Source organism: Rhodococcus sp. PBTS 1 (assembly GCF_001620025.1).
GTDB classification, from domain to species: domain Bacteria; phylum Actinomycetota; class Actinomycetes; order Mycobacteriales; family Mycobacteriaceae; genus Rhodococcoides; species Rhodococcoides kroppenstedtii.
Genome location: NZ_CP015219.1, coordinates 2,718,290 through 2,739,921 on the forward strand (window position 1 = coordinate 2,718,290; position 21,632 = coordinate 2,739,921).

The following is a 21,632-nucleotide window of genomic DNA, read 5'->3' on the forward strand; positions in this document are numbered from 1 at the left end:
GACCCTGCCCCTGATCGGACGGGCCCCTGGTCGGACGGGATCGAGTACCCCCGCGAGCGCCGATCTACCCGGCCGAACCCGGGCCGGTTCTAGACTGCTGGGGCAATGGTCGACCGCAGGCAGTTCCTCCGGGCCGGCGTCGGCGCGTTCGCTGCCGCCGCGCTGTCCGGCTGCGCGTCCACGGCGCCGTGGCAGGCGGCGTCCGGCACTCTGAGGATCGCGGCGGGCAATCCGGGTGCCGTGTTCGACGAGTACGGACGGGCCCTGGCGGACGAGGCCCGGGTGGCCATGCCGTCCCTGGACGCCTCCGCGGTGACCACCGCCGGCTCCGTGGCCAACGTCCGCGACGTGCTGGACGGGTCTGCCGACGTCGGGTTCTGCCTGGGCGACACCGCCACGTCGGCCGTCGCCGGACACGACCCCTTCGACGCACCGATGCCGATCGTCGCGGTGGCGCGCCTGTACGACAGTTTCCTGCAAATCCTGGTCCGGCAGGACTCCCCCGTGCGGACGCCGGCCGATCTGGTGGGCCGGCGGATCGTCGGCGGCGAGGTCGAATCCGGAACGCGGTTGGCCGTGTCACGCTGCCTGGAGGCGGCCGGCCTCGGTCCGGACGACGTGCGCTACGCACCGCGGTCGCTCACCGACGCGGCATCGGACCTCGCGGCCGGCACCGCCGACGCCGTGGCCTTCGTGAGCGGTTTCCCCATCACCGCCCTCGTCGAGCTCGGCACGCGGGTGCCGTTGCGCGCGTTGGACATCGGCGGCCTCGTCGACCCGTTGGTGGAGCGGTGGGGGCCGAGCTACGTCACCGGTCCCCTCCCCCGCGGCCCCTACGGTCTGCCCACGGACGTCACCACGGTGAGTATCAAGACCTACCTCGTCGCCTCCCCCGCCCTCGCCGAGGACACGGTGTACGGGCTGGCCTCGGTCCTGTTCGACCGGCAGGACGCCGTGGCGAGGCGAGCACCGACCGTCCGCCAACCCACCGTCGCCGCCGGGATGTTCACCGCGCCGGTAACGCTGCATCCGGGTTCGCTGCGCTGGTTCCGGGACCGGGACGCGCGGGGAGGGTCGTGACGCACCGCAGCCCCGGGTGCGCGGCCTCGATCACCACGGAGCCGCCGGCGTCGCGCACGCGCAGCACCAGGATGGACAACCCCAGGCCGGTGCCGTCGACGTCGGCGTGACGCGGCAGTCGGTGGAACCGCTCGCCCAATTCCGCCGCCTCGCTATCGGTGAGACCGGTGTCGGTGAGATCGGTGTCGGTGGGACCTGTGCTGGAGGAACCGGTGTCGGTCGGGCCGCCGTGATCGCGCACGGTCACGACGTACCGGCGCGCGTCCCCGGTTCCGGTGCGCTCCAGCGTGATCTCGACGGGCGAATCCGGCGCGTACTTCGCGGCGTTGTCGAGCAGCGTGTCGACGATCGTCGGTACCAGGTCCTCCTCGAGCACGGCCGGAGCCTCGGTCTCGATTCCGGTGACCCGCAGTCGGCCGTCGAAGAGCGGCTCCCACAGCGCGATCCGCTCGCGGATCTGCGCCGCCACGTCCACGGGCACGCGGCGGCGGTCGTGCCCGCCCGCGCGGCTGACCTCGATGACACCCTCGAGGGCGCGCGCCATGCGATCCGCCTCGGCGAGAACGGGTTCGACGGCAGGATCGTCGGCGGCCAGGCCGTCGAGCCGGAGCCGCATGGCCGTCAACGGGTTGGCGAGCTGGTGCGAGACATCCGCGATCAGGTCGCGCTGCTGGCTCCGCGAGTACTCGACGGCGCGGGCCATCTCGTCGAAGGACGTGGCCAATCGTCGCAGCTCAGGCGGGCCGGCGTGCTCCGCCGCGCCCGGACGACGGCCGCTCGCGAGCGTCTGCACCCGTTCGGTGAGCTGGTCCACGGGCCGAACCACCCACGCCACCAACGGAACCCCGACCAGGAACGCCACCAGCGCGAGCAGAGCGATTCCGCCGGCGACGGCGACGGCGAGCCGGGTGGCGACGTCGCCGCGCGGCCCGGCGGTGTCGACGACCATCACCACCGCACCGAGGATCTGCGCGTCCCGCCCGATGGGCGTGGCGACGATCAGCGGGTCGGTTCGCCAGGGCCACAACGCGGACGGCGCCGTGGTGGGGGTACCCGTGAGAGCCCGCTGCACCGCGTCGTCGTACCGCGGGTCCGACCCCACGGGGGCTTCGGCCCCGAATGCGAGAGTGCTGCCGTCGGGACCGATGACGGCGCTGCGCGTGCTGCCGGTGACCGCGTCGTACCGCGCGAGATCGGGACCCAGCAGGGCCGGCGCGCCCGATGCGGAATCGTCCACCAGCGCGGCGAATCGGGTGGCGGCGGCCAGGCGCTGTTCGTGCAGCGTGACCGCCCGCTCCTCCGCGTACGCCGTGACGAGCGGGGCGATCAGCGCCGTCAGGACCGCGGCCGTCAACGTGATCGCCAGGATCAGCAGTCGGCGCCTCATTCCGGTCTCGTACTCGTCTCGTCTCGGTCCGTCGTCACCACGAGTCGGTATCCGACGCCCCGCACCGACTCCACCGCCGCGAGGTCACGCAGTTTCGCGCGCAGCGACGCCACGTGTACGTCGAGGGTGCGCGACGCGCCCACCCACGTCGTGTCCCACACCTCCTCAATGAGCGCCGCCCGGCTCACCGGCCGACCGGGCGTGCGGGAGAGGGCGACCAGCAGTTCGCTCTCCTTCGCCGTCAGCGCCCGCGGCGTCCCGTCGGCGCCCCAGATCTCGCGGGTGTCCGGATCGAAGCGGAACCCGGGGTCCGGCGCCGCCGGAGTCGCGGCCCGTCCCACCGTGCGTCGGACGACGGCGTCCATCCGGGCGAGCAGGACGGGGACGCTGTAGGGCTTGGTGACGTAATCGTCGACTCCGGCCCGCAACGCCCCCACCACGGCGTCCTCGTGACGACGCGCGGTGAGGGCGACGATCGGGACAGCCGAGGTCTCCCGGATCCGCCGACAGACCCACAGCCCGTCGTGATCCGGCAGGCCCATGTCGAGCAGGACGATGTCCGCGTCGGCGACCAGATCGAGTGCCGCGGTGCCGGTCGCGGCGTGACGGACGGACCACCCCTGCCGGCGGAGGGCGTGGGTGAGGGCGTCCGCGACGCCGAGATCGTCCTCGACGACGAGCACCTGCACGGGCTCACCTCCAGGTGTCGAACCTAGCGCACCGTGACCTCGTCGCGACGCGCGAGCTGTTCCCGGTCGAGGTAGGTCTGCTGCCGGTTCTTCAGCACGAAGACGTAGACCAGGAGCGAGATGCCGATGGCGACGGTGACGTAGATACCGAAGGCGTCGAGCGCGTCGTTCTCCTTGGCCGTCTCGTAGATCACCGGAGCCGTGCCGCCGAACATGGAGTTGGCCAGCGCGTATCCGAGGCCCAGCCCCAGAGCGCGGATGTGCGCGGGGAACAGCTCGGCCTTCACGATGGCGTTGATCGAGGTGTAGCCGGTGAGAATGACGTACGTGCCGGCCAGCAGGAGGAACGACACCATCGGCGTCTCCACCTTCGGGAGCAGGTTCAGGAAGGTCCAGGACCACAGGACACCGGCGACGCCGAACCCGACCAGGAGCGGCTTGCGGCCGATCTTGTCGCTGAGCAGACCGCCGAGGGGCTGGATCAGCATGAGCAGCACCAGCGCGGCGAGGTTGATCCACGTGGCGGTCATGCCGCGGTCGGCATAGGTGCTCTTGACGATCAGCGGGCCGTTGACGCTGTAGGTGTAGAAAGCGACGGTGCCGCCGAGGGTCACCAGGAAGCACACCAGCAGCTGCTTGGGGTACGCGGTGAACAGCTCGGTCATGGAGCCGCGGCGCTTGTCCTCGGTGTCGGTCTGCAGCGACTCGTCCATCGCACGGCGGAGGTAGAGCACCACCACGGCGCCGACGGCACCGATGAGAAACGCGATGCGCCAGCCGAACTCGCGGATCTGCTCGTCGGTGAGGAACGCCTGCTGCACCAGCAGGGTGACCTGGGCGAGCACGTGGCCGCCGACGAGGGTCACGTACTGGAAGGAGGAGAAGAATCCGCGCAGGCCCGGAGTCGCGGCCTCGGACATGTACGTCGCGGACGTGCCGTACTCACCGCCGGTGGCGAAGCCCTGCAGCAGTCGGCACAGAACCAGGATCACCACCGCAAGGGAGCCGATGCTCTCCGCGGTCGGGGTGAGCGCGATGAGCAGCGAGGCGCCGGCCATGACCGAGATGGAGAACACCAGCGCGGGCCGACGGCCGTGGCGGTCGGCGAAGCGGCCGAAGAACCAGGATCCGATGGGGCGCATCACGAAGGTGACCGCGAAGATCGCCATGGTGTAGATGCCGGCGTTGGGCTCGCCGTCGGCGAAGAAGCTCGACTGCAGGTACGAGGCGAACACGGTGTAGACGTAGACGTCGTACCACTCGACCAGATTGCCGAGCGAGCCGCGCACGGTGTTGAACACCGCGCGTCGGGTGGACGGTGCCGGGTTCGGAGACCCTGCGGAACGCGCCGGTGCGCTCATGGTGGGTGCCTTTCGGTCCGAGAAGGCCTCCCGGGCGGGCGACCTCGACACCGAACCCTAGGTGTGATCCCGGTCATGCTCCGCGGTCCGTTCGGGGTTCTTTACAGACACTTTGCATTCCGCCGGTGCCCGGTACATGCACTCCGCCGGGGTAGCTCAGATGTCCAGGATCGCCGAGGCGATGGTGAAATACACGATCAAACCGGTGGCGTCGCAGAAGGTCGAGATGAACGGTGTCGAGAACACCGCCGGATCCACCCCGATTGCCTTGGCGCACAGCGGCATCACACCGCCGACGGCGGCGGCGATGGTGCACACCGCCAGCAGCGTCGCGCCGATGACCAGGCCCAGATGCCAGTCGTAGACCAGCCCGGCGACCACGAATCCCAGGGCGCCCAGCAGGGCGCCCATGGACGCGCCGACCCGCACTTCCCGGAACAGGACCCGACCGAGGTCGCGGGTGCGGACGTCGCCGACCGCGAGCGCGCGGGTGACGGTGGTGGCGGCCTGCGACCCGGTGTTGCCGCCCGTGCCCGTGAGCAGCGGAATGAACAGGGCGAGCGTCACCACCGCGGACAACGTGTCCTCGAAGATCTCGAGCACCTGCACGGTGAGCACCGCCGACACGGCGAGGACGAGCAGCCAGACCACGCGCGAGCGCACCAGCGTTCCCACCGGTGTGGACAGGTAGGGCCGGCGCAGCGGTTCGGAGCCACCTGCGCGGGCCGCATCCTCGTCCTCGGCGTCCTCGAGAATCCGGGCGGCGGTGTCGACCGTCAGCACCCCGAGCACGCGACGTTCGGAATCGGTGACGACGACGGCGGCTGTGCGGTACTCCAGGCACAGCCGAGCCGCGACCTCCGCGTCGGTGGTGGCCGTGACGGTCGGCGCGTCGGCGACGAAATCGCCGACGCGAACACCGGGCTCGGCCGTCGCGACGTCGCCGAGCGTGACGGACCCGGTGCACACCAGCGTGTCGTCGGCGACCGGGAGCACGTGGACGGTCGCCGCGTCCCGGCCGTCGCGACGCACCGCAGCGAGCGCCTCGGCGGCCGTCGTGTCGGGCCGTAGCCGGACGTACTCCGGGCTCATGCGCCGGCCGACCGAGCCGCGGGGGTAGCCGAGCATGGGCGCGGTCAACGTGCGCTCCCCGTCGGAGAGCCCGGACAGCAACCGGCGGGCGACCGACGCGGGAAGCTCGTCGAGCAGTTCCACACGGTCGTCCGGGTCGAGGTCCTCGAACAGGGCCACCACGTGGTCGTCGCGCAGCGCGTCGACGAGTTCGCCGCGCAGAGGCGGGTCGAGGCTCTCGAAAACGCCGAGGGCGGTGTCCTTCTCGATGAGCCGGAACAGCACCGCGCGATCGTCGGCGTCGAGACGTTCCAGCAGGCGCGTCACCTCGTGCTCGCGCAGATCGGACAGCAGATCCGCCAGGCCGGCGAGGTCGTGATCGCTCAGCAGGGTGCGCGAGCGGGTGATCCGCTCGTCCAGGGAATCGGTCACCCGGTCAGGCCCAGAACGCGCCGAAGCGGTAGACCACGAGCGCGCCGACAGCGACGAGCCAGGCCACCGGAGGCACGACGGCGTTCACGGGCGCGGTGAGCGCACGCGCCGACACCGGTCGGGACAGCACTCCGTGGTGCAGCGTGCGCAGCGTGACGAACCAGAAGACGGCCACCGTCGACACCCACACGGCCATGCAGTACGGGCACAGCGCGCCGATGACGTACAGGCTCTGGAACAGCAGCCAGTGCACGAAGACGACGGCCGCGGTGAGCCCCACCTGCAGCCCCGCCCAGTACCAGCGGCCGAATCGAGCGCCGGACAGCAATGCCGCCCCGCTGGCGAGCACAGCGGTGAACCCGATGATGCCGAGCAGCGAATTGGGGAAGCCGAACACCGCGGACTGCGCCGAACCCATCACCGACCCGCAGTTCACGACGGCATCGATGCTGCACGACGGCACATAGGTGGCGTCGGCCGCGAGGGCGAACTTCTCCACCGTCAGGACGAACGACGCGACGAGCCCGACGACGCCCGCCACGATCATCAGCCACGGCAGCGCACGAGGGAACGGCGTCGCGGTTCCTGCGTCCGGGCGGGTTCCGGCGTCGGTCGACGCCTCCGGCGGCGTGGCGGTGGTCATGGCACCCATCGTAGGAGGCCCTACGCTGCCGCGGTCTGTCCGCAGATCCCGCACTGCTCGACCGTGACCCGCTTCCACCGCAGAACGGGCACGAAGAACACCGTCAGCTGGTTGTACTGGCGCATGCGCGCCCACTGGCTGGTGTTGTGGCAGCGCGGACAGGTGTGGACGCCGCCGGCGCCGAGCTGTCGGCGCTTGCTGCCGTAGCCGAAGAAGAAGAGCATTCCGCCAGCGTAGGCGTCACCACGGACACCGACCTCAGCTGTGACGGGCTCGCTCCTCGTAGGCGCGCCGCGCCCCCTGGTCGACGGCGCCGAGGAAGACGTCGTCGGCGCCGAGTGCACGGGACATCGCCTCGGCGAGCGGTCGCGGAAGGAACTTCTGACTCACCACGGCCGCCCCGAACAGTCGGGTCACCCGCACGCGGGAACGCGGCCTGTCGACGAGGGACACGACGGCGCGGGCGATCTCCTCGGGCTCGGCGTTGCGAAAACCTCGCGCCCCCGAGGTGCCAGCGGTGAGTTCGGTGTTCACGAACGACGGCATCACCAGCGAGAACTCCACTCCGGTTCCCCGGTGCTCGAGGCGGGCGGCATCGGTGAAGCCGACCACCGCGAACTTGCTGGCGCAGTAGGTCGCGAGACCCGGCGAATAGGTCTCACCGGCCGCGGAGGCGATGTTGACGATGTGCCCGCGTCCGCGCGGAAGCATCCGTCGCGCAGCCAGTTTCGAGCCGGTGATCACGCCGAGCACGTTGATGTCGAGCACACGACGGGTCACGGCGTCGGGCTCGTCGACCACCCGCCCGACCGGCATGATGCCGGCGTTGTTCACCAGCACGTCGAGAGGCCCGAAGGTTGCCTCGACCCCATCGAGGAAGCGGTCGAACGACTCCGGATCGGTGACGTCGAGAGTGTCGTGATGGACGCGGGTGGCGTCGGTGGTCGACTCCAGCGCCGTCGCACCCTCCTTCACCGCGACGTCGTCGATGTCGCCGATCGCCACCCGGGCTCCCCGCGCGAGGAACGCGGCCGCGGTGGCGTGCCCGATGCCGCGGGCACCGCCGGTGATGGCGACGACTCGCCCCGTCAGGTCGGTGGTCATGGGCACGCACTCCTCGGATCGGACGGCGGCGCACGCCTGTGACCTGCGCCATGTTCTAGCATCGTGGCACAACAGGACCCGACCGTTCTTGGCCTCGTCGGTCAACACCGGCCCCTGTTGTTGTACTGGGAGGACAACATGACGCCCGAGCTCGACGACGCCGACCGGTGGGTCCACATCCTGGTCACCGAGACCCTCGCCGACGACGCCGTGGCCGCCGTCGTGGCCCGGTTCGACGCCGCGATCGCGGCCGACGTCGCCGCCCTCACGGTCGATCGGGAACTGCGCCGCGATCTGCACGCCAGCAACGTCGCCCAGGCGCGGGCGTTGCTGGGGTGGATCGTGAGCGACTCCGACGAGGTGACGCCGCCGCCCGCGGCGCACGAGCTGGCCCGGACCGTCGCTCGCCGCGGCCTCCCCCTGAAAGTGCTGATGCAGATCTACCGCGCGGGCCAGACGGTGCTGGTGCGCCACGTCGCCGAGGTCGCGGCCGAGCGCGTCCAGGATCCGAACCTGGTGCCCGGCATTCAGATTCGCCTGCTCGAGCGCGCGAGCCGATGGATCAACGTCTCCCTCGAGATCCTCACCGACACCTACGCCGAGCAACGTGAACGGGACCTGCGCGGTGACGTCGCCCGCCGGGTCGAGACGGTCCGGGATCTGCTCTCCGGCGAGCTCGACGACGCGGAGGTCGCCTCCCGGCGTCTGAGTCACCCCATCGGGACCGAGCATGTCGCGTTCGTGCTGTGGACGGAGGGCACGGAGCCGGTCGATCTCGACGCTGTCGCCCGCCGGATCGTTCCTCCCGACGCGGGCGGGCTGCTCACGACGCCGGCCGGGTCACGAGCCCTGTGGGGGTGGGCGTCCGGTCGGTCGCCCGAGGTACTCGACGCGCCGTCGTCACCCGGGTCCGTCCGTCTCGCCGTCGGCGAGCCGGGTGCCGGCACCGACGGCTTCCGGCGCAGCCACCTCGACGCGGTCGCCGCGCAGTCGGTGTCGGAGACGACGGGCGCGAACCCCACCGTGCGGTATCGCGACGTCGAGATCACCTATCTCCTGCGCGGTCACCGACGCGCGGCCGACGAGTTCGCCGCGCGCCACCTGGCCGGTATCGACGGCGACGATCCCGTTGCCCTCCGCGTGCGCCGGACCCTGTCCGCCTACCTGCGCCACGACCGCAGCCTGGACGCCGCTGCTCGCGAACTGGGCGTGCATCGCAACACGGTGCGCTACCGCGTGCAGCGTGCGGAGAGCCTCCTCGGGCGTCCCGTCGGCGGCCCGAGCCGCCTGGCCGTGGAACTCGCCCTGCTCGTGCGGGACGGCGCGCCACCGAAACGGACATAGGAGACAATCCGGCCGATAGTCTGACGGCACCGCCAGCACGAGGAGGAGCCATGACGAACGTCGAGGCCGACCGATCGGACAGTTCCGGCACCGAAGGCGAGGGCGACACCCGATCCGACGGCGAGAAGGCCGAGGCCCTGCCTGCCGGACGCCGCACGCGCCAGTGGGTCGGACTCGGAGTCGGCCTCGCACTGGCCGTCCTCGTATACGCGGTCATGCCGTCGGATCTCGATCACTCGGCGCGGCTGACCGCCGCCACGGCCGTCCTGATGGGCGTGTGGTGGATGACGGAAGCGATCCCGATTCCCGCCACCGCGCTGCTCCCCCTCATCGTGTTCCCGGTCCTCGACAGCGACGTCGCGGTCGACGACGTGGGCGCGTCCTACGGCAACAACATCATCTTCCTCTTCATGGGCGGGTTCCTCGTCGCACTCGCGATGCAGCGGTGGAATCTGCACCGGCGCATCGCGTTACGCACGGTGCACGCCATGGGCACCAAGCCCACGATGGTCGTCGCAGGCTTCATGATCGCCACCGGGTTCCTGTCGATGTGGGTGTCGAACACCGCGACCGCGGTGATGATGATTCCCATCGGCGTGTCGGTCCTCGTGCTCGTCCTCGACATCGGGGCCGAGGCCGGTGTCGGCTCAGACGCCGAGGACGCGTCGGGCGAGCCCCGGACGTCGTCCGCCGATTCCGTCACCGAGGCCGTCGTGAAGAGCAACTTCGGAACGGCCCTCATGCTGGGCATCGCCTACGCGGCGTCGATCGGGTCGTTGGGCACCATCATCGGGACCCCGCCGAACACCCTCCTCGTCGGGTATCTCCAGGGTGAGGGCATCGACATCGGATTCCTGGACTGGATGATCGCCGGGGTACCGCTCGCCGTGATCCTCCTCGTCATCGCGTGGTTCCTCCTCACGCACGTCCTGTTCCGTCCGGAGATCGACGACATCCCCGGCGGTCGGGAACTCATCGCCGACGAACTCGGGAAGCTCGGTCCGATGGCGACGGCCGAGAAGCGGGTCGCCGCCGTGTTCGCCGCCGCCGCGGGGTCCTGGGTCGCGGTGCCGCTGGTCTTCGACGAGCCACCGGTGTCCGACGCGGGCATCGCGTTGATCGCCGCCGCCCTGCTCTTTCTCCTGCCCGGCGGGTCGGCTCCGGGCGTCCGACTGCTGGATTGGGAGACCGCCGTCAAACTTCCCTGGGGCGTCCTGCTGCTCTTCGGCGGCGGACTCGCACTCTCCACGCAATTCCAGCGCAGCGGCCTGACGGACTGGATCGGCAGTGTCGCCGCAGGCCTGGACACCATTCCCGTCATCGCCCTGGTGGTGGTCGCGACAGCCGCCACGATCTTCCTGACCGAGATCACCAGCAACACCGCCACGGCCGCGACGTTCCTCCCTCTCGCGGGCGGCGTCGCACTCGGCATGGGTCTCGACCCGCTCGTCCTCACGGTGCCGGTGGCACTTGCGGCCACGTGTGCGTTCATGCTGCCGGTCGCCACACCGCCGAACGCCGTCTCCTACGCCAGCGGATACGTCACGATCGGCCAGATGATGCGGGGCGGACTGTGGCTGAACGTCATCGCGATCGGGCTCATCACCGCCTTCTCGTACACGCTGTTCGCCTGGACGCTCGGCGCGTGACCCGCCGCGTCCCGCGCACCATGGGCCGGTAAGGTCGCCGCGTGACGACGACGGGAGGCAGCATGCGCCTGCGCGGCGTCGTCGTCGCCGTCTCGTCCGTTCTCGTCACCGCTGCGGCACATGATCTCGGTGGAGCGTCGGCCCCCTCGCAGTCCGCGGCCGTCGCCCTGCTCGCGGTGTGCCTCGGAGTGGGGTGGATCGCCTCGACGACGCGGCTCGGCACCGGCCGACTGGTCGCAGCCCTCGTCGCGGCGCAGGTGCTCGGACACTTGACCCTCGTCACCGTCGACGGTCATCTGCACGGGCCGCTGCTCGATCCGCGCATGGCCGTCGCCCACGCGGTCGCCGTCGGAGTCTGCGTCGTCGCCGTCCGCGGCGCCGAGGTCGGCCTCATTCGGGCGGCCCGCGCGATGCGCCGCATCCTGCCTGCCGTCCTCGTCGTGGTTCCGGTCGACACCGACACCATCCGACCACCTCTGCCCGTTGCGCGCCGGAGCTCGCCCAGCCGCCTGGTCGATCTCTCGGGCCGAGGCACTCGCGGCCCACCCGCTCGATTCCGCTAGTCACCTTCCCCCTGCACCCGACGCCACCGGCGCTCGGGTGACCTCTCGTGGTCCGGACGTTCTCCCGGCCACGCCCGACGGAATCGAGTCGTACCCATGTCCACACCCGAGAAGATCGAGCCGACAGCCGATCTCGCTCCCCCACCCGCACGCCGCTGGCGGCCGCTGATCCTCCGCCTGCACTTCTACGCCGGCGTCTTCGTCGCCCCGTTCATCCTCGTCGCCGCCGTGACCGGCGGCCTCTACGCGATCGCGCCGACCCTCGAGAGCGTCGTCTATCGCGACCTGCTGCACACCGACACCACCGGCCCTGCGCTCCCGATCTCCGATCAGGTCCTCGCCGCGCAGGCCGAGCGGCCCGACCTCACCGTCGCCGCCGTCCGCCCGGCCACCGAGGCCGGTGACACCACCCGCGTGATGTTCACCGACCCGAGTCTCGGCGAGTCGAAGCGCACTGCCGTGTTCGTCGACCCCGCCACCGCCACCGCCGTCGGCGAGTCGACGGTCTACGGCTCGTCCGGCTCACTCCCCCTGCGCACCTGGCTCAGCGAGTTGCACCGCACCCTCCACCTCGGCGAGGCCGGTCGTCTGTACAGCGAACTCGCCGCGTCCTGGCTCGGCGTCGTCGCGCTCGGCGGGCTGTTCCTGTGGGTGGAGCGCTACCGGCGTCAGCAGTCCCGGTCCGGCGCGCGGTTGTTCACCGTCGATCGCACCACCCGCGGTCGGCGCCGCACCGTGAACCTGCACGGAGCCGGGGGCGCCTGGATCGTCGTCGGGCTGGTCTTCCTCTCGGCCACCGGTCTGACGTGGTCGGCCTACGCGGGGGCGAACATCGGCGACGTCCGCAGTGCGCTGAGCTGGACCACGCCGACCGTCGACACCGACCTCACCGGTCACGCCGGGCATTCCGACGACGAGCACGCGGGCCACGTCGGGCACGGGACGTCGGACGTGGCGACGCCGACCGTGCCGGTCGACGTCCGGCAGATCGACGGCGTTCTCGCCGTCGCGCGGGCGAACGGCATCACCGGCCCCGTCGAGGCGTCCATCCCCGCGTCGAGCGACACGGCGTTCCAGGTGTCGCAGCTCCGAGATCCGTGGGTCTTCTCCACCGATTCGATCGCGATCGACGGTACCTCCGACCGGGTGGTCGACGTGCAACGGTTCGTCGACTGGCCACTGGCCGCCAAGCTGACCACGTGGGGCATCAGCCTGCACATGGGGGTGCTGTTCGGGCTCGTCAGCCAGCTCGCGCTGCTGGCGCTGGCCGTGGTGCTGGTGGCCGTGATCGTGGGCGGATACCGAATGTGGTTTCAGCGCAGGCCCTCTCGATCCGGGGGTGCGCCGGTGGGACGTCCGCCACAGCGGGGCACGCTCCGCCGTCTGTCGCCGGGCGCTCTGATCGGACTGGTCGTGGTCACCGTGGCGATCGGGTGGTTCGTGCCGCTCCTGGGCCTGTCGCTGCTGGCCTTCCTCGCGGTGGACGTCGTGACGGGCCGTCTGCGACGCGCCTGAGACCAGCGGGCTCGCACGGTGATTCACCGTGCGAGCCCGTCTCGGCTCAGGAACGCGGACGGTACCGGCCTCCGCGCATCAGCTGAACGGAGTACCCGAGGACCGCGATCGTGTACGCCACCACGGGAACGACGAGCGCCCACAGCGCCACGGACTTCTCCGTCGTGACACAGACCGCCATGAGCCAGGAGAGCAGCACCACGGTGGCCGTGCCGATCCATTCGAGGTCCTCGGCCAGCAATCGGTGCAGCTCCGTCCTGTTCTCCGGCGCCGTCCAGAAGGCGTGCGCCTCGGCCGACGGGAGGTTGATCAGTCGCGCCGGGACACGCGGCAGAAACCGATGCGCGGAAAGGAAAGTCGCCGCCAGCGCACCGCCGCCGCCACCGAGCACACCCACCAACGTCCAGACGGAACCGACCCTCGTCACCGCGCCGGACCCGTCGACGCGCAAGGCCACCGGGCCGTCCGCGGTCGAGACGGCCCACAACGCCGTCGCGGCGAGTACCACGACCGAGAGCCACAGCGCTCGTCGAGACCACCGGCCCTGGCTCGTGTCCATGATGGAGGTCTATCACAGCGTGCCGCGTGGCCCTCCGATGCAAATGTCCGGCGTTGTCCCGATCTCCGGCTCATGTCGTGGCGGGTGTCGGAGGGTCTCGATACAATCGAACACATGAGCGATCGGGGGGTCGGCGCGGTGGGCGCGGCGCAGGTGTGCAGTGTGCCGTGGCCTGAGCGTGATCACGCCGCGTTGGGTCTGCCGGTGTCGTTCGACTTGCCGGTGGTCGGGCACCTCGACGCCCTGGCCGACCTCGCCGCGGGGGCGGGGTATCTGGAGTGGCGCCGCTACCGGCACGCCGCGGCCCTCCACACCGAACTGGTGGTGCCGGAGGAAGACTACGACGAGCGGGCGGTCGATGCGTACGCCCAGTGCGCCGCCCGCATCGCCACCGCCCTGTCGGTCTCGCAATACGTCGCCGAACGACTCCTCGACAACGCCGTCGCCCTGCGGGACCGGCTGCCGCGGGTGTTCGAGTGCCTGCGCGACGGAGTGGTCTCCCCGACTTTCATTCGCACCATCGTCTCCCGCACCGAACTCATCCACGGCCGCCCGTACCAGGCGTTGGTGGACGCCGACATCGCCGCCGCACTGCGGAAGCCGGGGTCGTGGTCCAAGGCGCGGGTGCGGGACCTGTGCGACCAGATGGTCTACCGCCGTGATCCCGATGCCGTCCGGGAACGGCGGGAGGAAGCGCTCAAGGGGCGGTGCTTCTTCACCGAGGCCGGTCTCGACGGGATGGGAACGGTGGGGGCGACGATGTCCGCCGAACGCGCCGCCATCGTCGCCCGCGTCGTCGAGAGACTGGCCTCGCAGGTGTGCAAGCCCGACAGTCGCACCAAAACAGCGCGGGCATCGGACGCGCTGTTCGCGTTGGTCAAGCACGCCCCGTTCGGCTGCGACTGCGCCCGCCCCGAGTGCGCCTTCCAGGTCGTCGATGCGGACGAGGTGGCGGCGAACGCGGCACGAATCGTGATCCACGTCGTCACCGACACCACCACCCTCACCGGCCCCGTCGCCGCGAACACCACCGCCGCCGCGACCACCACCGCCGAAGCCGCGGCACAGTCGGCTGCGCACCCACAGACTCGCGACGGCAACCCGACCGCAGTTGCGGCAGAACCGGCGGCCGTCGACGCGGCTGCGACGGATGAGGATGCGGCGGTCGCCGCTGCTACGACCAACCAGGTCACGACCGACGAAGCTGTCGTCGACGTGATCGCAGCCGACGAGGCTCCGGTGGAGGAGGCTATCGCCGATGCCGTTGTGGCCACGGCGGTCTCGATCGACGAGGTTGCGGTCGAGGAGACAGCGGCGGTCGAGGAGACAGCGGCGGTCGAGGATCTTCCGGTTGACGAGGCACCGGCGGACGTCGAGCCCGAGCTGGTCGACGGTGTCGGATTCGTCGCCGGGCTCGGCATCATCTCCGGAGCCCATGTCCGCGACCTCGCCGCCGACCCCGACACCCTGATCCGCCCGCTCGGCGACGGCACGGACACTCCACTGCCGGCGACCCAGCCGGCGGATCCGTGCCGACCTTCGACCGCGTTGGACACCTACATTCGCGCCCGAGACCGGTACTGCACCTGGCCCGGCTGCAGCACACCCGCCTGGGACGGCGACCTCGACCACATCACCGAATACGACCATGCCCACCCCGAGCGGGGCGGGCAGACCTCGGCGACCGGGCTCGGCGCGAAATGCCGGTTCCACCACCTGCTGAAAACGTTCGGCGACGTCGTCGACGACCAATACGACGACCCCGACCACCCGGGCCGGATCATCCGCACGGTCACCATCCCCGAAGGCCGCACCGTCCTCGGCCCGGCGCACACCGGGTTCGACACCCACCCGGGCCTGGACATGATCGTCTTTGGCGACCCACCCGCGACCGGGCCGATGCCACCCGGCACCGAACCCACCCGCCCCGCCCCACGCACCGAGCAGAAACACGCCCGCCGCCGGCAGGAACGCAACCGAAACCGCCTGCGCAACAACCTGAGAGGAGTCCGACCACCCGAACCCGACGATGCACCACCCCCGTTTTGAGTAAGCACCGGTCGCGCGGGGAACGCCGACGTGCGAGAGACCTCGCGCGCCACTCCGCCCGGGGTCTCTACGATCGACGACATGACCGGGGGGCGAATTCGACGGACGTGGCTCGTGGCGATCGGCATCGTCGCCGTGCTGATCGCGGCAGGGGTGATCACCGTTGTGGCGGTCTCGGGTGGACTCGGGTCGAACGACGACAGCACGCTCGCCGTGCCCGCCGAACCCCGGCTTCTCGTCGTCGGCGACTCGTACGCCGAAGGCATCGGGGCGGAGGATCCCGCTGCCGACAACTGGGCGCGGTTGGCCACCGACCGCCTGGCGGAACTGGGATGGCAGACACGCATCGACGCGGCCGGTGGCACGGGATGGACGAACGGCGCGGGCGGGCCGAACACGTACGGCGAGCGTCTGGCCCGCGCTGCGCAGAACGACGACTTCGTGCCGAACGTCCTCGTCTTGCAGGGTGGCGCGAACGACTACCAGAGCTCGCCCGACGTCGTCGGTGACGCGGTGGCATCGTCCATCGAGCAGGCCCGGCGCCAGTGGCCGGGAATCGAGGTGGTGGTCTTCTCCTCGTCCGTCCCGTTCGGCCTCACGGACCGGGCGGTGCCGCTCAGCACGGCCATCGCCGACGCCGCCGAGTCCGCAGGCGTGCCCGACATCAACCCCGTTGCGGAGCAATGGATGACGGCGGACACGGCTGCGGACTACACGGCGGGCGACGGGACCCACCTGACCACGGCGGGCTACGCCTACGTCGCGGACCGGTTCGTCGCCGATTTCTCGGCGCTGTTCGGCCTCGACCGGTGAGGAACTACCGGGCGGCGGAGGCGAACGGGTAGTCCGTGTACCCCTCGGCGCCGGAACTGTAGAACGTGCTCTGATCCGGCGTGTTCAGCGGCAGGTCTTCCTTCCAGCGGTGGACCAGATCGGGATTGGCGATCGCGGGCCGACCGACCACCACGGCGTCGCCGACGTTGTCGTCGACGATGGCCAGCGCCTCGTCGCGAGTCGTGATCTCTCCGAAGCCGCTGTTGACCAGGAACGGGCCGCCGAACGCAGTACGCAGGTCCTGGACGAGCTCGCCCGCCGGATCCTTGTGCAGCACACTGAGGTACGACAGGCCCAGGGGTGCGATCCGGTCGACCAACGCACGGTAGGTAGCGCGCACGTCCGCGGGATCGGTCTCGAGCGCGTCCTGAATGTTGTGTTCGGGCGAAATGCGAATGCCGACGCGGCCGGCGCCGATCGCGTCGACGACCGCCTCCACGACCTCGGCCACGAATCGCGCGCGGTTCTCGGGAGAGCCGCCGTAGGCGTCGTCACGCTGGTTGGACGCGGGTGAGAGGAACTCGTGCAGCAGGTAGCCGTTGGCGGAATGAATCTCGACACCGTCGAACCCGGCGGCGATCGCGTTGCGCGAGCCCCGCACGAACTCCTCGATCACGGACGGGAGCTCATCGGTGGTCAGCGCGTGCGGAACGGGGTACGGCTTCTTGCCGTCGTACGTCCGGGTCTCGCCCTCGATCGCGATGGCGCTGGGCCCGACCACCTCGTGGCCGCCGGTCGTCGCCTCGTGCGTCACTCGTCCGGCGTGCATCACCTGCGCGACGATGAGTCCACCCTCGGCGTGCACCGCGTCCGTCACGGCCTTCCAGCCGGCGAGCTGCTCGTCCGTCACCAAGCCGGGCTGGCCGGGGAAGCCCTGACCGGCGTGGCTCGGGTACGTGCCCTCGCTGACGATCAGCCCGAGGCTGGCGCGCTGGCGGTAGTGCTCGGCCACCAGTGGACCGGGGATGCCCTCGGGACCGGACCGCACCCGCGTCAGCGGCGCCATGACCAGGCGGTTGCGCAGGGCGAGGTCCCCGAGGGTGACGGTGGAGAACAGCGACATTGGTTGGCCCTTTTCCTCGACGACGGATCAAAGGTGCGCAAGGCGCACCGAGTCAGGCCAACCCCGCCGCCACGCAAGGCCATTCCCGGACGAGACGGGGGTCACGTCTCGCGACTTACTGAGCATCGGTTCGACGACTTCGCACGGGGAGGGGCCGCACCTACGTGGCCCGTGGACCGCACCCGTGACCTCACCGGTCCGCGCGTCGACATCGGCCCGTCCAGCGAGGGCTCCGTGATGCCCCTCGAGAAATTCGTCTGGCAGTTCGACGGCTACTGGTCCTCACCGGTGATTCTCGGGCACAAGGTCTCTCTGTGGACCCCGATGCGAACCGGCGGGCACAGCCTGATGGCGTACGAGACGTCGGCCGGCGGACCCACCGCCACCGTGACCGTGAATCCCGCAACCCCCATCGGCCCCGTCTGCATCGTGGCGCCCTGACCGTGCCCCCAGTCGGACTCGAACCGACAACACAAGGATTTTAAGTCCTCTGCCTCTGCCAATTGGGCCATGGGGGCCGTCGCGCGCACCCACCCTAGCGGCCGGAGGGCGGCTCAGGTCGAGCGACCGACTCCCAGCAGCCCGTCGAAGGCGCGCATGCAGATGTCGTACACGGTCTCGGCGTCGACGGCCCGCTCGTCGACCCAGTCGATGCACGTGGCGCGCACGAACGCAATCCAGCCGCGCACCGCCAGGGCGACAGCGGGATCGTCCCGCGCATCGGGACCGAGCGCGTCGAGGATGCGTTCCTGCTGCACGCGAAGATCGTCGGCCATGATCGATTGGATGTCCTCGTCCGCCGACAGGGCGCCACGGTTGACCGCGCGAACGCCGTGTTCGTGGGTGTCGACGTGGTGGATGTAGGCCCGCAGACCGTCGCCCACCTGCCGAGCCACGGGCAGCGACGTGTCGGGTGCGGTGGTCTCGAGCATCCGCGCCGATTCCAGGCGGATGATCTCGGCGAAGAAGTCCCGTTTCGACGAGAAGTAGTGGTACATCAGGCCTTGCGACACCCCGGCGAGGTCCGCGACCTCGTCGATGCCGACGTCGTCGTACGGCCGCGTCGCGAACAACCGGGTTCCGACGGCCAGCAGCTGTGTCCGCCGCTCGGTCGGCGTCAGACGCTTACGCGGACTGGTCATGGTGCCGCCGACCCTACTCGGCGGACCCCTTGACAGTCGTGGCCTCCCGAGTAGCGTCCGGTGTTGAACCGGCCTTCAACAAGCCTCGAGAAAGGGCCCGCGCCGTGGTCACCACCCTCGCTCCCGACGTCTCGCTCCCCCACCCGCCCCGCCGTCTCCCGGTGCTCGGCGACGTCATCGGCATGAACGTCACCACCCCGGTGCAGGACGCGGTCCGTCTCGCGCAGGAACTCGGGCCGATCTTCGAGCGGGTCGTGATGGGCAACCGGTTCGTCGTGGTCAGCGGAGTCGATCTGGTGACGGACCTCAACGACGACACCCGCTTCACCAAGCATCTCGGTCCGGCGGTCGAGGGCCTGCGTTCCATCAGCGGCGACGGGCTGTTCACCGCGTACTCCGACGAACCGAACTGGCGCAAGGCGCACGACCTGCTCCGGCCCGCCTTCACCCAGGCGGCCATGCGCACGTACCACGACACCATGGTCGAAGTGACCCGGGATCTGTTGTCGTACTGGCGCACTCGCGACCGAGTCGACGTGTCTGCGGACATGACCAAACTGACGCTCGAGACCATCGGCCGCACCGCCTTCAGCTACTCCTTCGACGCCTTCACCCGGTCCGAACCGCACCCGTTCGTCGGCGCCATGGTGCGGACGCTCACGCACAATCAGCGGCGCGAGGTCATCCGCGTGCCCATCCTCACCGACCTGTGGTTCCGGAACCGCGACCGTCGCAACGAGGAGGACAAGGCCTTCCTTGCCGGTGTCATCGACGACATCGTGCGCACCCGACGCGATCACGGCGTGGGCCAGGAGAACGACCTGCTCGACATCATGCTCACCGCCGCTCGGGACGCGGACCCCAATGCGCTCGACGAGGTCAACATTCGTCACCAAATTCTGACATTTCTCATTGCAGGCCACGAAACGACCTCCGGCGCATTGTCGTTCGCGCTGTACTACCTGTCCCGCGACCCGGAACTGTGGGCGCAGGCGCGCGCCGAGATCGACGAGGTCTGGGGCGACGGGCCGCCCGCGTTCGAGCAGGTGGCCAAGGCCCGCCTGGTCCGACGCATCCTGGACGAGGCCCTGCGACTGTGGCCGACCGCACCCGGATACGCGCGGCAGGCGTTGACGGACACCGTCATCGGCGACGGCTACCGCATGAAGAAGGGCGACTGGGCGATGATCCTCATCCCCGGCCTGCACCGTGACCCCGTGTTCGGGGAGAACACCGAGGAGTTCGACCCGGACCGCTTCCTCTCCGCGGCCGTACGCGCTCGGCCGGCGCAGGCGTACAAGCCGTTCGGCACGGGTGAGCGCGCCTGCATAGGCCGACAGTTCGCGGTGCACGAGGCGATGATCGCGCTCGGCACGGTCCTCCAGAACGTGGACGTGCGGCCCGATCCGGACTACCGACTCCGCATCGAGGAGCGCCTGACGCTGATGCCCAAGGGCTTCGAGCTGTCGATCTCGCCCCGCAGGCGGTGAATGGAACTCACGGCGAGTAGAACCGCTGACACGTCGACCGCCGTCGAGAAGTCTGCACGGGAGCCCGTCCCCTCCCGTCAGGAGAACCCGTGTCCCGCGAATTGCACCTCGCCGGCTTCCTCATCGCCTCCCACGTCACGCATTCCCACGCCGCGTGGCGCCACCCGGCGTCGGAAACCGACTATCTGAGCCCGGACTACTACACCCGCGTCGCCCGCACGCTCGAGCGCGGCACCTTCGACTTCCTCTTCTTCGCCGATCTGTTGGCGACGCCCGTCCGCTACGGCGACGACATCGCGGTTCCGCTCCGCAGCGGCACGCAAGCGTCGGCGACCATCGACCCGTCGTTGGTGGCGGCCACACTCGCGTCGGTGACCGAGCGCATCGGACTCGCGATCACCACGTCCACCACCTACTTCCATCCCTACGAGGTCGCCCGCATCTTCGCGACGCTCGACCACCTGTCGCGAGGTCGGGCGGGATGGAACGTGGTGACGTCCCTGAATCAGGCCGAAGCACAGAACTTCGGGCAGCTCGACCATCTGCCGCACGATCAGCGGTACGACCGCGCGCACGAGTTCCTCGAGCTCGCCTACGACCTGTGGGGCAGCTGGGACCGTGACGCGCTGGTGCAGGACAAGGGCACCGGGGTCTTCGCCGACCCGAGCAAGGTGCGCACCGTCGATCACGACGGGCGGTTCTACAGGAGCCGCGGCCCGCTGACGGTGCCGCATTCCCCGCAGAGCCGGCCGGTGATCTTCCAAGCCGGATCATCCTCGACCGGGCGGGATTTCGCGGCGCGATGGGCGGATGCGATCTTCGAGATCGACCCGACCCCCGAGGGACGACGGGCGTACTACGACGACGTGAAGTCCCGCGCGTCGAACCTCGGCCGGAACCCCGACCACCTGAAGATCTTCCCGTCGTTCGTTCCGTTCGTCGGCGAGACCGAGTCGATCGCCCGAGAGAAGCAGGCCTTTCACAACGAGTTGGCCGATCCCATCTCCGGACTGATCACCCTCTCGGTCCACACCGATCACGACTTCTCGCAGTACGACCTCGACGCCCCGGTCACCGACGTCACCGTGCCCGGCAGTCAGGGGCTGTTCGACCTCGCGCGTCGCCTGAGCGATCGGGACTCGTTGACCCTGCGGGACGTCGGCAAGCTCTACGCGCAGGGGGTGCTGCTGCCGCAGTTCGTCGGCACCGCCTCCGACATCGCCGATCTGATCGAGGAGGGCTTCCACGGCGGCGAGGCGGACGGCTACATCCTGTCGGCCACGCAGGCGCCGGGCACGTTCGACGACTTCGTCGATCAGGTGGTGCCGGAGCTGCGGCGGCGCGGTTTGTTCCGCACCGAGTACACCGGAACGACCCTGCGCGAGCACCTCGGCCTTCCCGCCGCGAGCCTCACCCCCACGCCCCGGGCGGTGGCGGCTCCGGCCTAGGACGAATCGTGGACTCCGAGCCCCGGATCGCAGGGCTCGGATTCCACGACCACGCGGTCAGTCGGCGTCGGGGTGCGGCACGTTCTGCTCGTCGACGACGGCGCCGCGCTCCTCCTCGTGCGACGAGTCCCGCGGGCCGTCGTTGCTCCCGCTCGACGGAACGGCGTCGGCAGCGTCACTGGGCATGGTCATCGGAGCCTCCTGGTGCG

At 70.1% G+C, this 21,632-nt stretch carries 21 protein-coding genes and 1 tRNA gene; 10 read left to right on the forward strand and 12 right to left on the reverse strand.

The features are described 5' to 3' along the window. The first annotated feature begins 105 nt into the window (after window positions 1–105). Complete coding sequence (locus tag A3Q40_RS12270) at window positions 106–1,080, forward strand: TAXI family TRAP transporter solute-binding subunit (protein ID WP_068102551.1); 975 nt, start codon at window positions 106–108, stop codon at window positions 1,078–1,080. Here the strand turns inward: A3Q40_RS12270 and A3Q40_RS12275 are convergent. The 7 genes from A3Q40_RS12275 to A3Q40_RS12305 form a co-directional block, all read right to left on the reverse strand. After that, complete coding sequence (locus A3Q40_RS12275; protein WP_068102552.1) at window positions 1,007–2,467, reverse strand: sensor histidine kinase; 1,461 nt, start codon at window positions 2,465–2,467, stop codon at window positions 1,007–1,009. The genes A3Q40_RS12270 and A3Q40_RS12275 overlap by 74 nt on opposite strands. Beyond that, on the reverse strand, window positions 2,464–3,156 hold the full coding sequence (locus tag A3Q40_RS12280; RefSeq protein ID WP_068102553.1) for a response regulator transcription factor: 693 nt from the start codon (window positions 3,154–3,156) through the stop codon (window positions 2,464–2,466). The genes A3Q40_RS12275 and A3Q40_RS12280 overlap by 4 nt, the downstream gene beginning before the upstream one ends. 23 nt (window positions 3,157–3,179) lie before the next feature. Further along, window positions 3,180–4,517 (reverse strand): MFS transporter, encoded by a 1,338-nt coding sequence (locus A3Q40_RS12285; protein ID WP_068102554.1) that lies wholly within the window; start codon window positions 4,515–4,517, stop codon window positions 3,180–3,182. 156 nt (window positions 4,518–4,673) lie between these two features. Continuing rightward, on the reverse strand, window positions 4,674–6,020 hold the full coding sequence (gene mgtE, locus A3Q40_RS12290) for a magnesium transporter (protein WP_068102555.1): 1,347 nt from the start codon (window positions 6,018–6,020) through the stop codon (window positions 4,674–4,676). Window positions 6,021–6,024: 4 nt separating this feature from the next. After that, complete coding sequence (locus A3Q40_RS12295) at window positions 6,025–6,663, reverse strand: vitamin K epoxide reductase family protein (RefSeq protein ID WP_068102557.1); 639 nt, start codon at window positions 6,661–6,663, stop codon at window positions 6,025–6,027. A gap of 20 nt (window positions 6,664–6,683) precedes the next feature. After that, a complete protein-coding gene (locus tag A3Q40_RS12300; protein WP_068102558.1) occupies window positions 6,684–6,887 on the reverse strand; it encodes a zinc-ribbon domain-containing protein in 204 nt (67 codons plus the stop codon). Between the two features lie 34 nt (window positions 6,888–6,921). Further along, window positions 6,922–7,767, reverse strand: a complete 846-nt coding sequence (locus A3Q40_RS12305) for an SDR family oxidoreductase (RefSeq protein WP_068102560.1) — start codon at window positions 7,765–7,767, stop codon at window positions 6,922–6,924. A 138-nt stretch (window positions 7,768–7,905) separates the two neighbouring features. Here A3Q40_RS12305 and A3Q40_RS12310 point away from each other — a divergent pair, with 138 nt between their 5' ends. From A3Q40_RS12310 to A3Q40_RS12325, 4 genes are all read left to right on the forward strand, one after another. Further along, window positions 7,906–9,111: a PucR family transcriptional regulator gene (locus tag A3Q40_RS12310; protein WP_069973034.1), complete on the forward strand. Its 1,206-nt coding sequence runs from the start codon at window positions 7,906–7,908 to the stop codon at window positions 9,109–9,111. 50 nt (window positions 9,112–9,161) lie between these two features. Then, a complete protein-coding gene (locus A3Q40_RS12315) occupies window positions 9,162–10,760 on the forward strand; it encodes an SLC13 family permease (RefSeq protein ID WP_068102564.1) in 1,599 nt (532 codons plus the stop codon). Between the two features lie 41 nt (window positions 10,761–10,801). Then, complete coding sequence (locus A3Q40_RS12320) at window positions 10,802–11,323, forward strand: hypothetical protein (protein ID WP_157889570.1); 522 nt, start codon at window positions 10,802–10,804, stop codon at window positions 11,321–11,323. Between the two features lie 96 nt (window positions 11,324–11,419). Then, on the forward strand, window positions 11,420–12,838 hold the full coding sequence (locus A3Q40_RS12325) for a PepSY-associated TM helix domain-containing protein (protein ID WP_068102567.1): 1,419 nt from the start codon (window positions 11,420–11,422) through the stop codon (window positions 12,836–12,838). Between the two features lie 46 nt (window positions 12,839–12,884). Here the strand turns inward: A3Q40_RS12325 and A3Q40_RS12330 are convergent, their stop codons facing one another. Beyond that, on the reverse strand, window positions 12,885–13,397 hold the full coding sequence (locus tag A3Q40_RS12330) for a hypothetical protein (RefSeq protein ID WP_068102569.1): 513 nt from the start codon (window positions 13,395–13,397) through the stop codon (window positions 12,885–12,887). Between the two features lie 114 nt (window positions 13,398–13,511). Here A3Q40_RS12330 and A3Q40_RS12335 point away from each other — a divergent pair, with 114 nt between their 5' ends. After that, complete coding sequence (locus A3Q40_RS12335; RefSeq protein WP_068102571.1) at window positions 13,512–15,446, forward strand: HNH endonuclease signature motif containing protein; 1,935 nt, start codon at window positions 13,512–13,514, stop codon at window positions 15,444–15,446. Between the two features lie 81 nt (window positions 15,447–15,527). Next, entirely contained in the window at window positions 15,528–16,259 is a 732-nt protein-coding gene (locus A3Q40_RS12340) for an SGNH/GDSL hydrolase family protein (protein ID WP_068102573.1), read from the forward strand. 4 nt (window positions 16,260–16,263) lie between these two features. Here the strand turns inward: A3Q40_RS12340 and A3Q40_RS12345 are convergent, their stop codons facing one another. Further along, window positions 16,264–17,343: an alkene reductase gene (locus A3Q40_RS12345; protein ID WP_068102574.1), complete on the reverse strand. Its 1,080-nt coding sequence runs from the start codon at window positions 17,341–17,343 to the stop codon at window positions 16,264–16,266. Window positions 17,344–17,514: 171 nt separating this feature from the next. Here A3Q40_RS12345 and A3Q40_RS12350 point away from each other — a divergent pair, with 171 nt between their 5' ends. Then, entirely contained in the window at window positions 17,515–17,784 is a 270-nt protein-coding gene (locus A3Q40_RS12350; RefSeq protein ID WP_068102576.1) for a hypothetical protein, read from the forward strand. Window positions 17,785–17,787: 3 nt separating this feature from the next. On the opposite strand, the gene A3Q40_RS12355 is transcribed toward A3Q40_RS12350, so the two are convergent. Together A3Q40_RS12355 and A3Q40_RS12360 are read right to left on the reverse strand one after the other, a co-directional pair. Continuing rightward, window positions 17,788–17,861, reverse strand: a tRNA-Leu gene (locus A3Q40_RS12355). A gap of 36 nt (window positions 17,862–17,897) precedes the next feature. Beyond that, window positions 17,898–18,485, reverse strand: a complete 588-nt coding sequence (locus A3Q40_RS12360; protein WP_068102577.1) for a TetR/AcrR family transcriptional regulator — start codon at window positions 18,483–18,485, stop codon at window positions 17,898–17,900. A gap of 104 nt (window positions 18,486–18,589) precedes the next feature. Here A3Q40_RS12360 and A3Q40_RS12365 point away from each other — a divergent pair, with 104 nt between their 5' ends. Both A3Q40_RS12365 and A3Q40_RS12370 read left to right on the forward strand, forming a co-directional pair. After that, on the forward strand, window positions 18,590–19,975 hold the full coding sequence (locus A3Q40_RS12365) for a cytochrome P450 (RefSeq protein ID WP_068102579.1): 1,386 nt from the start codon (window positions 18,590–18,592) through the stop codon (window positions 19,973–19,975). A gap of 89 nt (window positions 19,976–20,064) precedes the next feature. Continuing rightward, the gene (locus A3Q40_RS12370) at window positions 20,065–21,423 is read left to right on the forward strand and encodes an LLM class flavin-dependent oxidoreductase (RefSeq protein ID WP_068102581.1); all 1,359 of its coding nucleotides are present in this window, start codon (window positions 20,065–20,067) and stop codon (window positions 21,421–21,423) included. A gap of 57 nt (window positions 21,424–21,480) precedes the next feature. On the opposite strand, the gene A3Q40_RS21015 is transcribed toward A3Q40_RS12370, so the two are convergent. Beyond that, on the reverse strand, window positions 21,481–21,615 hold the full coding sequence (locus A3Q40_RS21015) for a hypothetical protein (protein ID WP_256365857.1): 135 nt from the start codon (window positions 21,613–21,615) through the stop codon (window positions 21,481–21,483). Window positions 21,616–21,632: the final 17 nt, after the last annotated feature.

Excerpts from the sequence above, each read along its gene's own strand:
- A3Q40_RS12285 (WP_068102554.1), bottom strand. The coding sequence starts at position 4,517 with ATGAGCGCACCGGCGCGTTCCGCAGGGTCTCCGAACCCGGCACCGTCC.
- A3Q40_RS12295 (WP_068102557.1), bottom strand. The coding sequence starts at position 6,663 with ATGACCACCGCCACGCCGCCGGAGGCGTCGACCGACGCCGGAACCCGC.
- A3Q40_RS12335 (WP_068102571.1), top strand. The coding sequence starts at position 13,512 with ATGAGCGATCGGGGGGTCGGCGCGGTGGGCGCGGCGCAGGTGTGCAGT.
- A3Q40_RS12305 (WP_068102560.1), bottom strand. The coding sequence starts at position 7,767 with ATGACCACCGACCTGACGGGGCGAGTCGTCGCCATCACCGGCGGTGCC.
- A3Q40_RS12345 (WP_068102574.1), bottom strand. The coding sequence starts at position 17,343 with ATGTCGCTGTTCTCCACCGTCACCCTCGGGGACCTCGCCCTGCGCAAC.
- A3Q40_RS12360 (WP_068102577.1), bottom strand. The coding sequence starts at position 18,485 with ATGACCAGTCCGCGTAAGCGTCTGACGCCGACCGAGCGGCGGACACAG.
- A3Q40_RS21015 (WP_256365857.1), bottom strand. The coding sequence starts at position 21,615 with ATGACCATGCCCAGTGACGCTGCCGACGCCGTTCCGTCGAGCGGGAGC.
- A3Q40_RS12300 (WP_068102558.1), bottom strand. The coding sequence starts at position 6,887 with ATGCTCTTCTTCTTCGGCTACGGCAGCAAGCGCCGACAGCTCGGCGCC.
- A3Q40_RS12310 (WP_069973034.1), top strand. The coding sequence starts at position 7,906 with ATGACGCCCGAGCTCGACGACGCCGACCGGTGGGTCCACATCCTGGTC.
- A3Q40_RS12270 (WP_068102551.1), top strand. The coding sequence starts at position 106 with ATGGTCGACCGCAGGCAGTTCCTCCGGGCCGGCGTCGGCGCGTTCGCT.
- A3Q40_RS12325 (WP_068102567.1), top strand. The coding sequence starts at position 11,420 with ATGTCCACACCCGAGAAGATCGAGCCGACAGCCGATCTCGCTCCCCCA.
- A3Q40_RS12330 (WP_068102569.1), bottom strand. The coding sequence starts at position 13,397 with ATGGACACGAGCCAGGGCCGGTGGTCTCGACGAGCGCTGTGGCTCTCG.
- A3Q40_RS12340 (WP_068102573.1), top strand. The coding sequence starts at position 15,528 with ATGACCGGGGGGCGAATTCGACGGACGTGGCTCGTGGCGATCGGCATC.
- A3Q40_RS12275 (WP_068102552.1), bottom strand. The coding sequence starts at position 2,467 with ATGAGGCGCCGACTGCTGATCCTGGCGATCACGTTGACGGCCGCGGTC.
- A3Q40_RS12315 (WP_068102564.1), top strand. The coding sequence starts at position 9,162 with ATGACGAACGTCGAGGCCGACCGATCGGACAGTTCCGGCACCGAAGGC.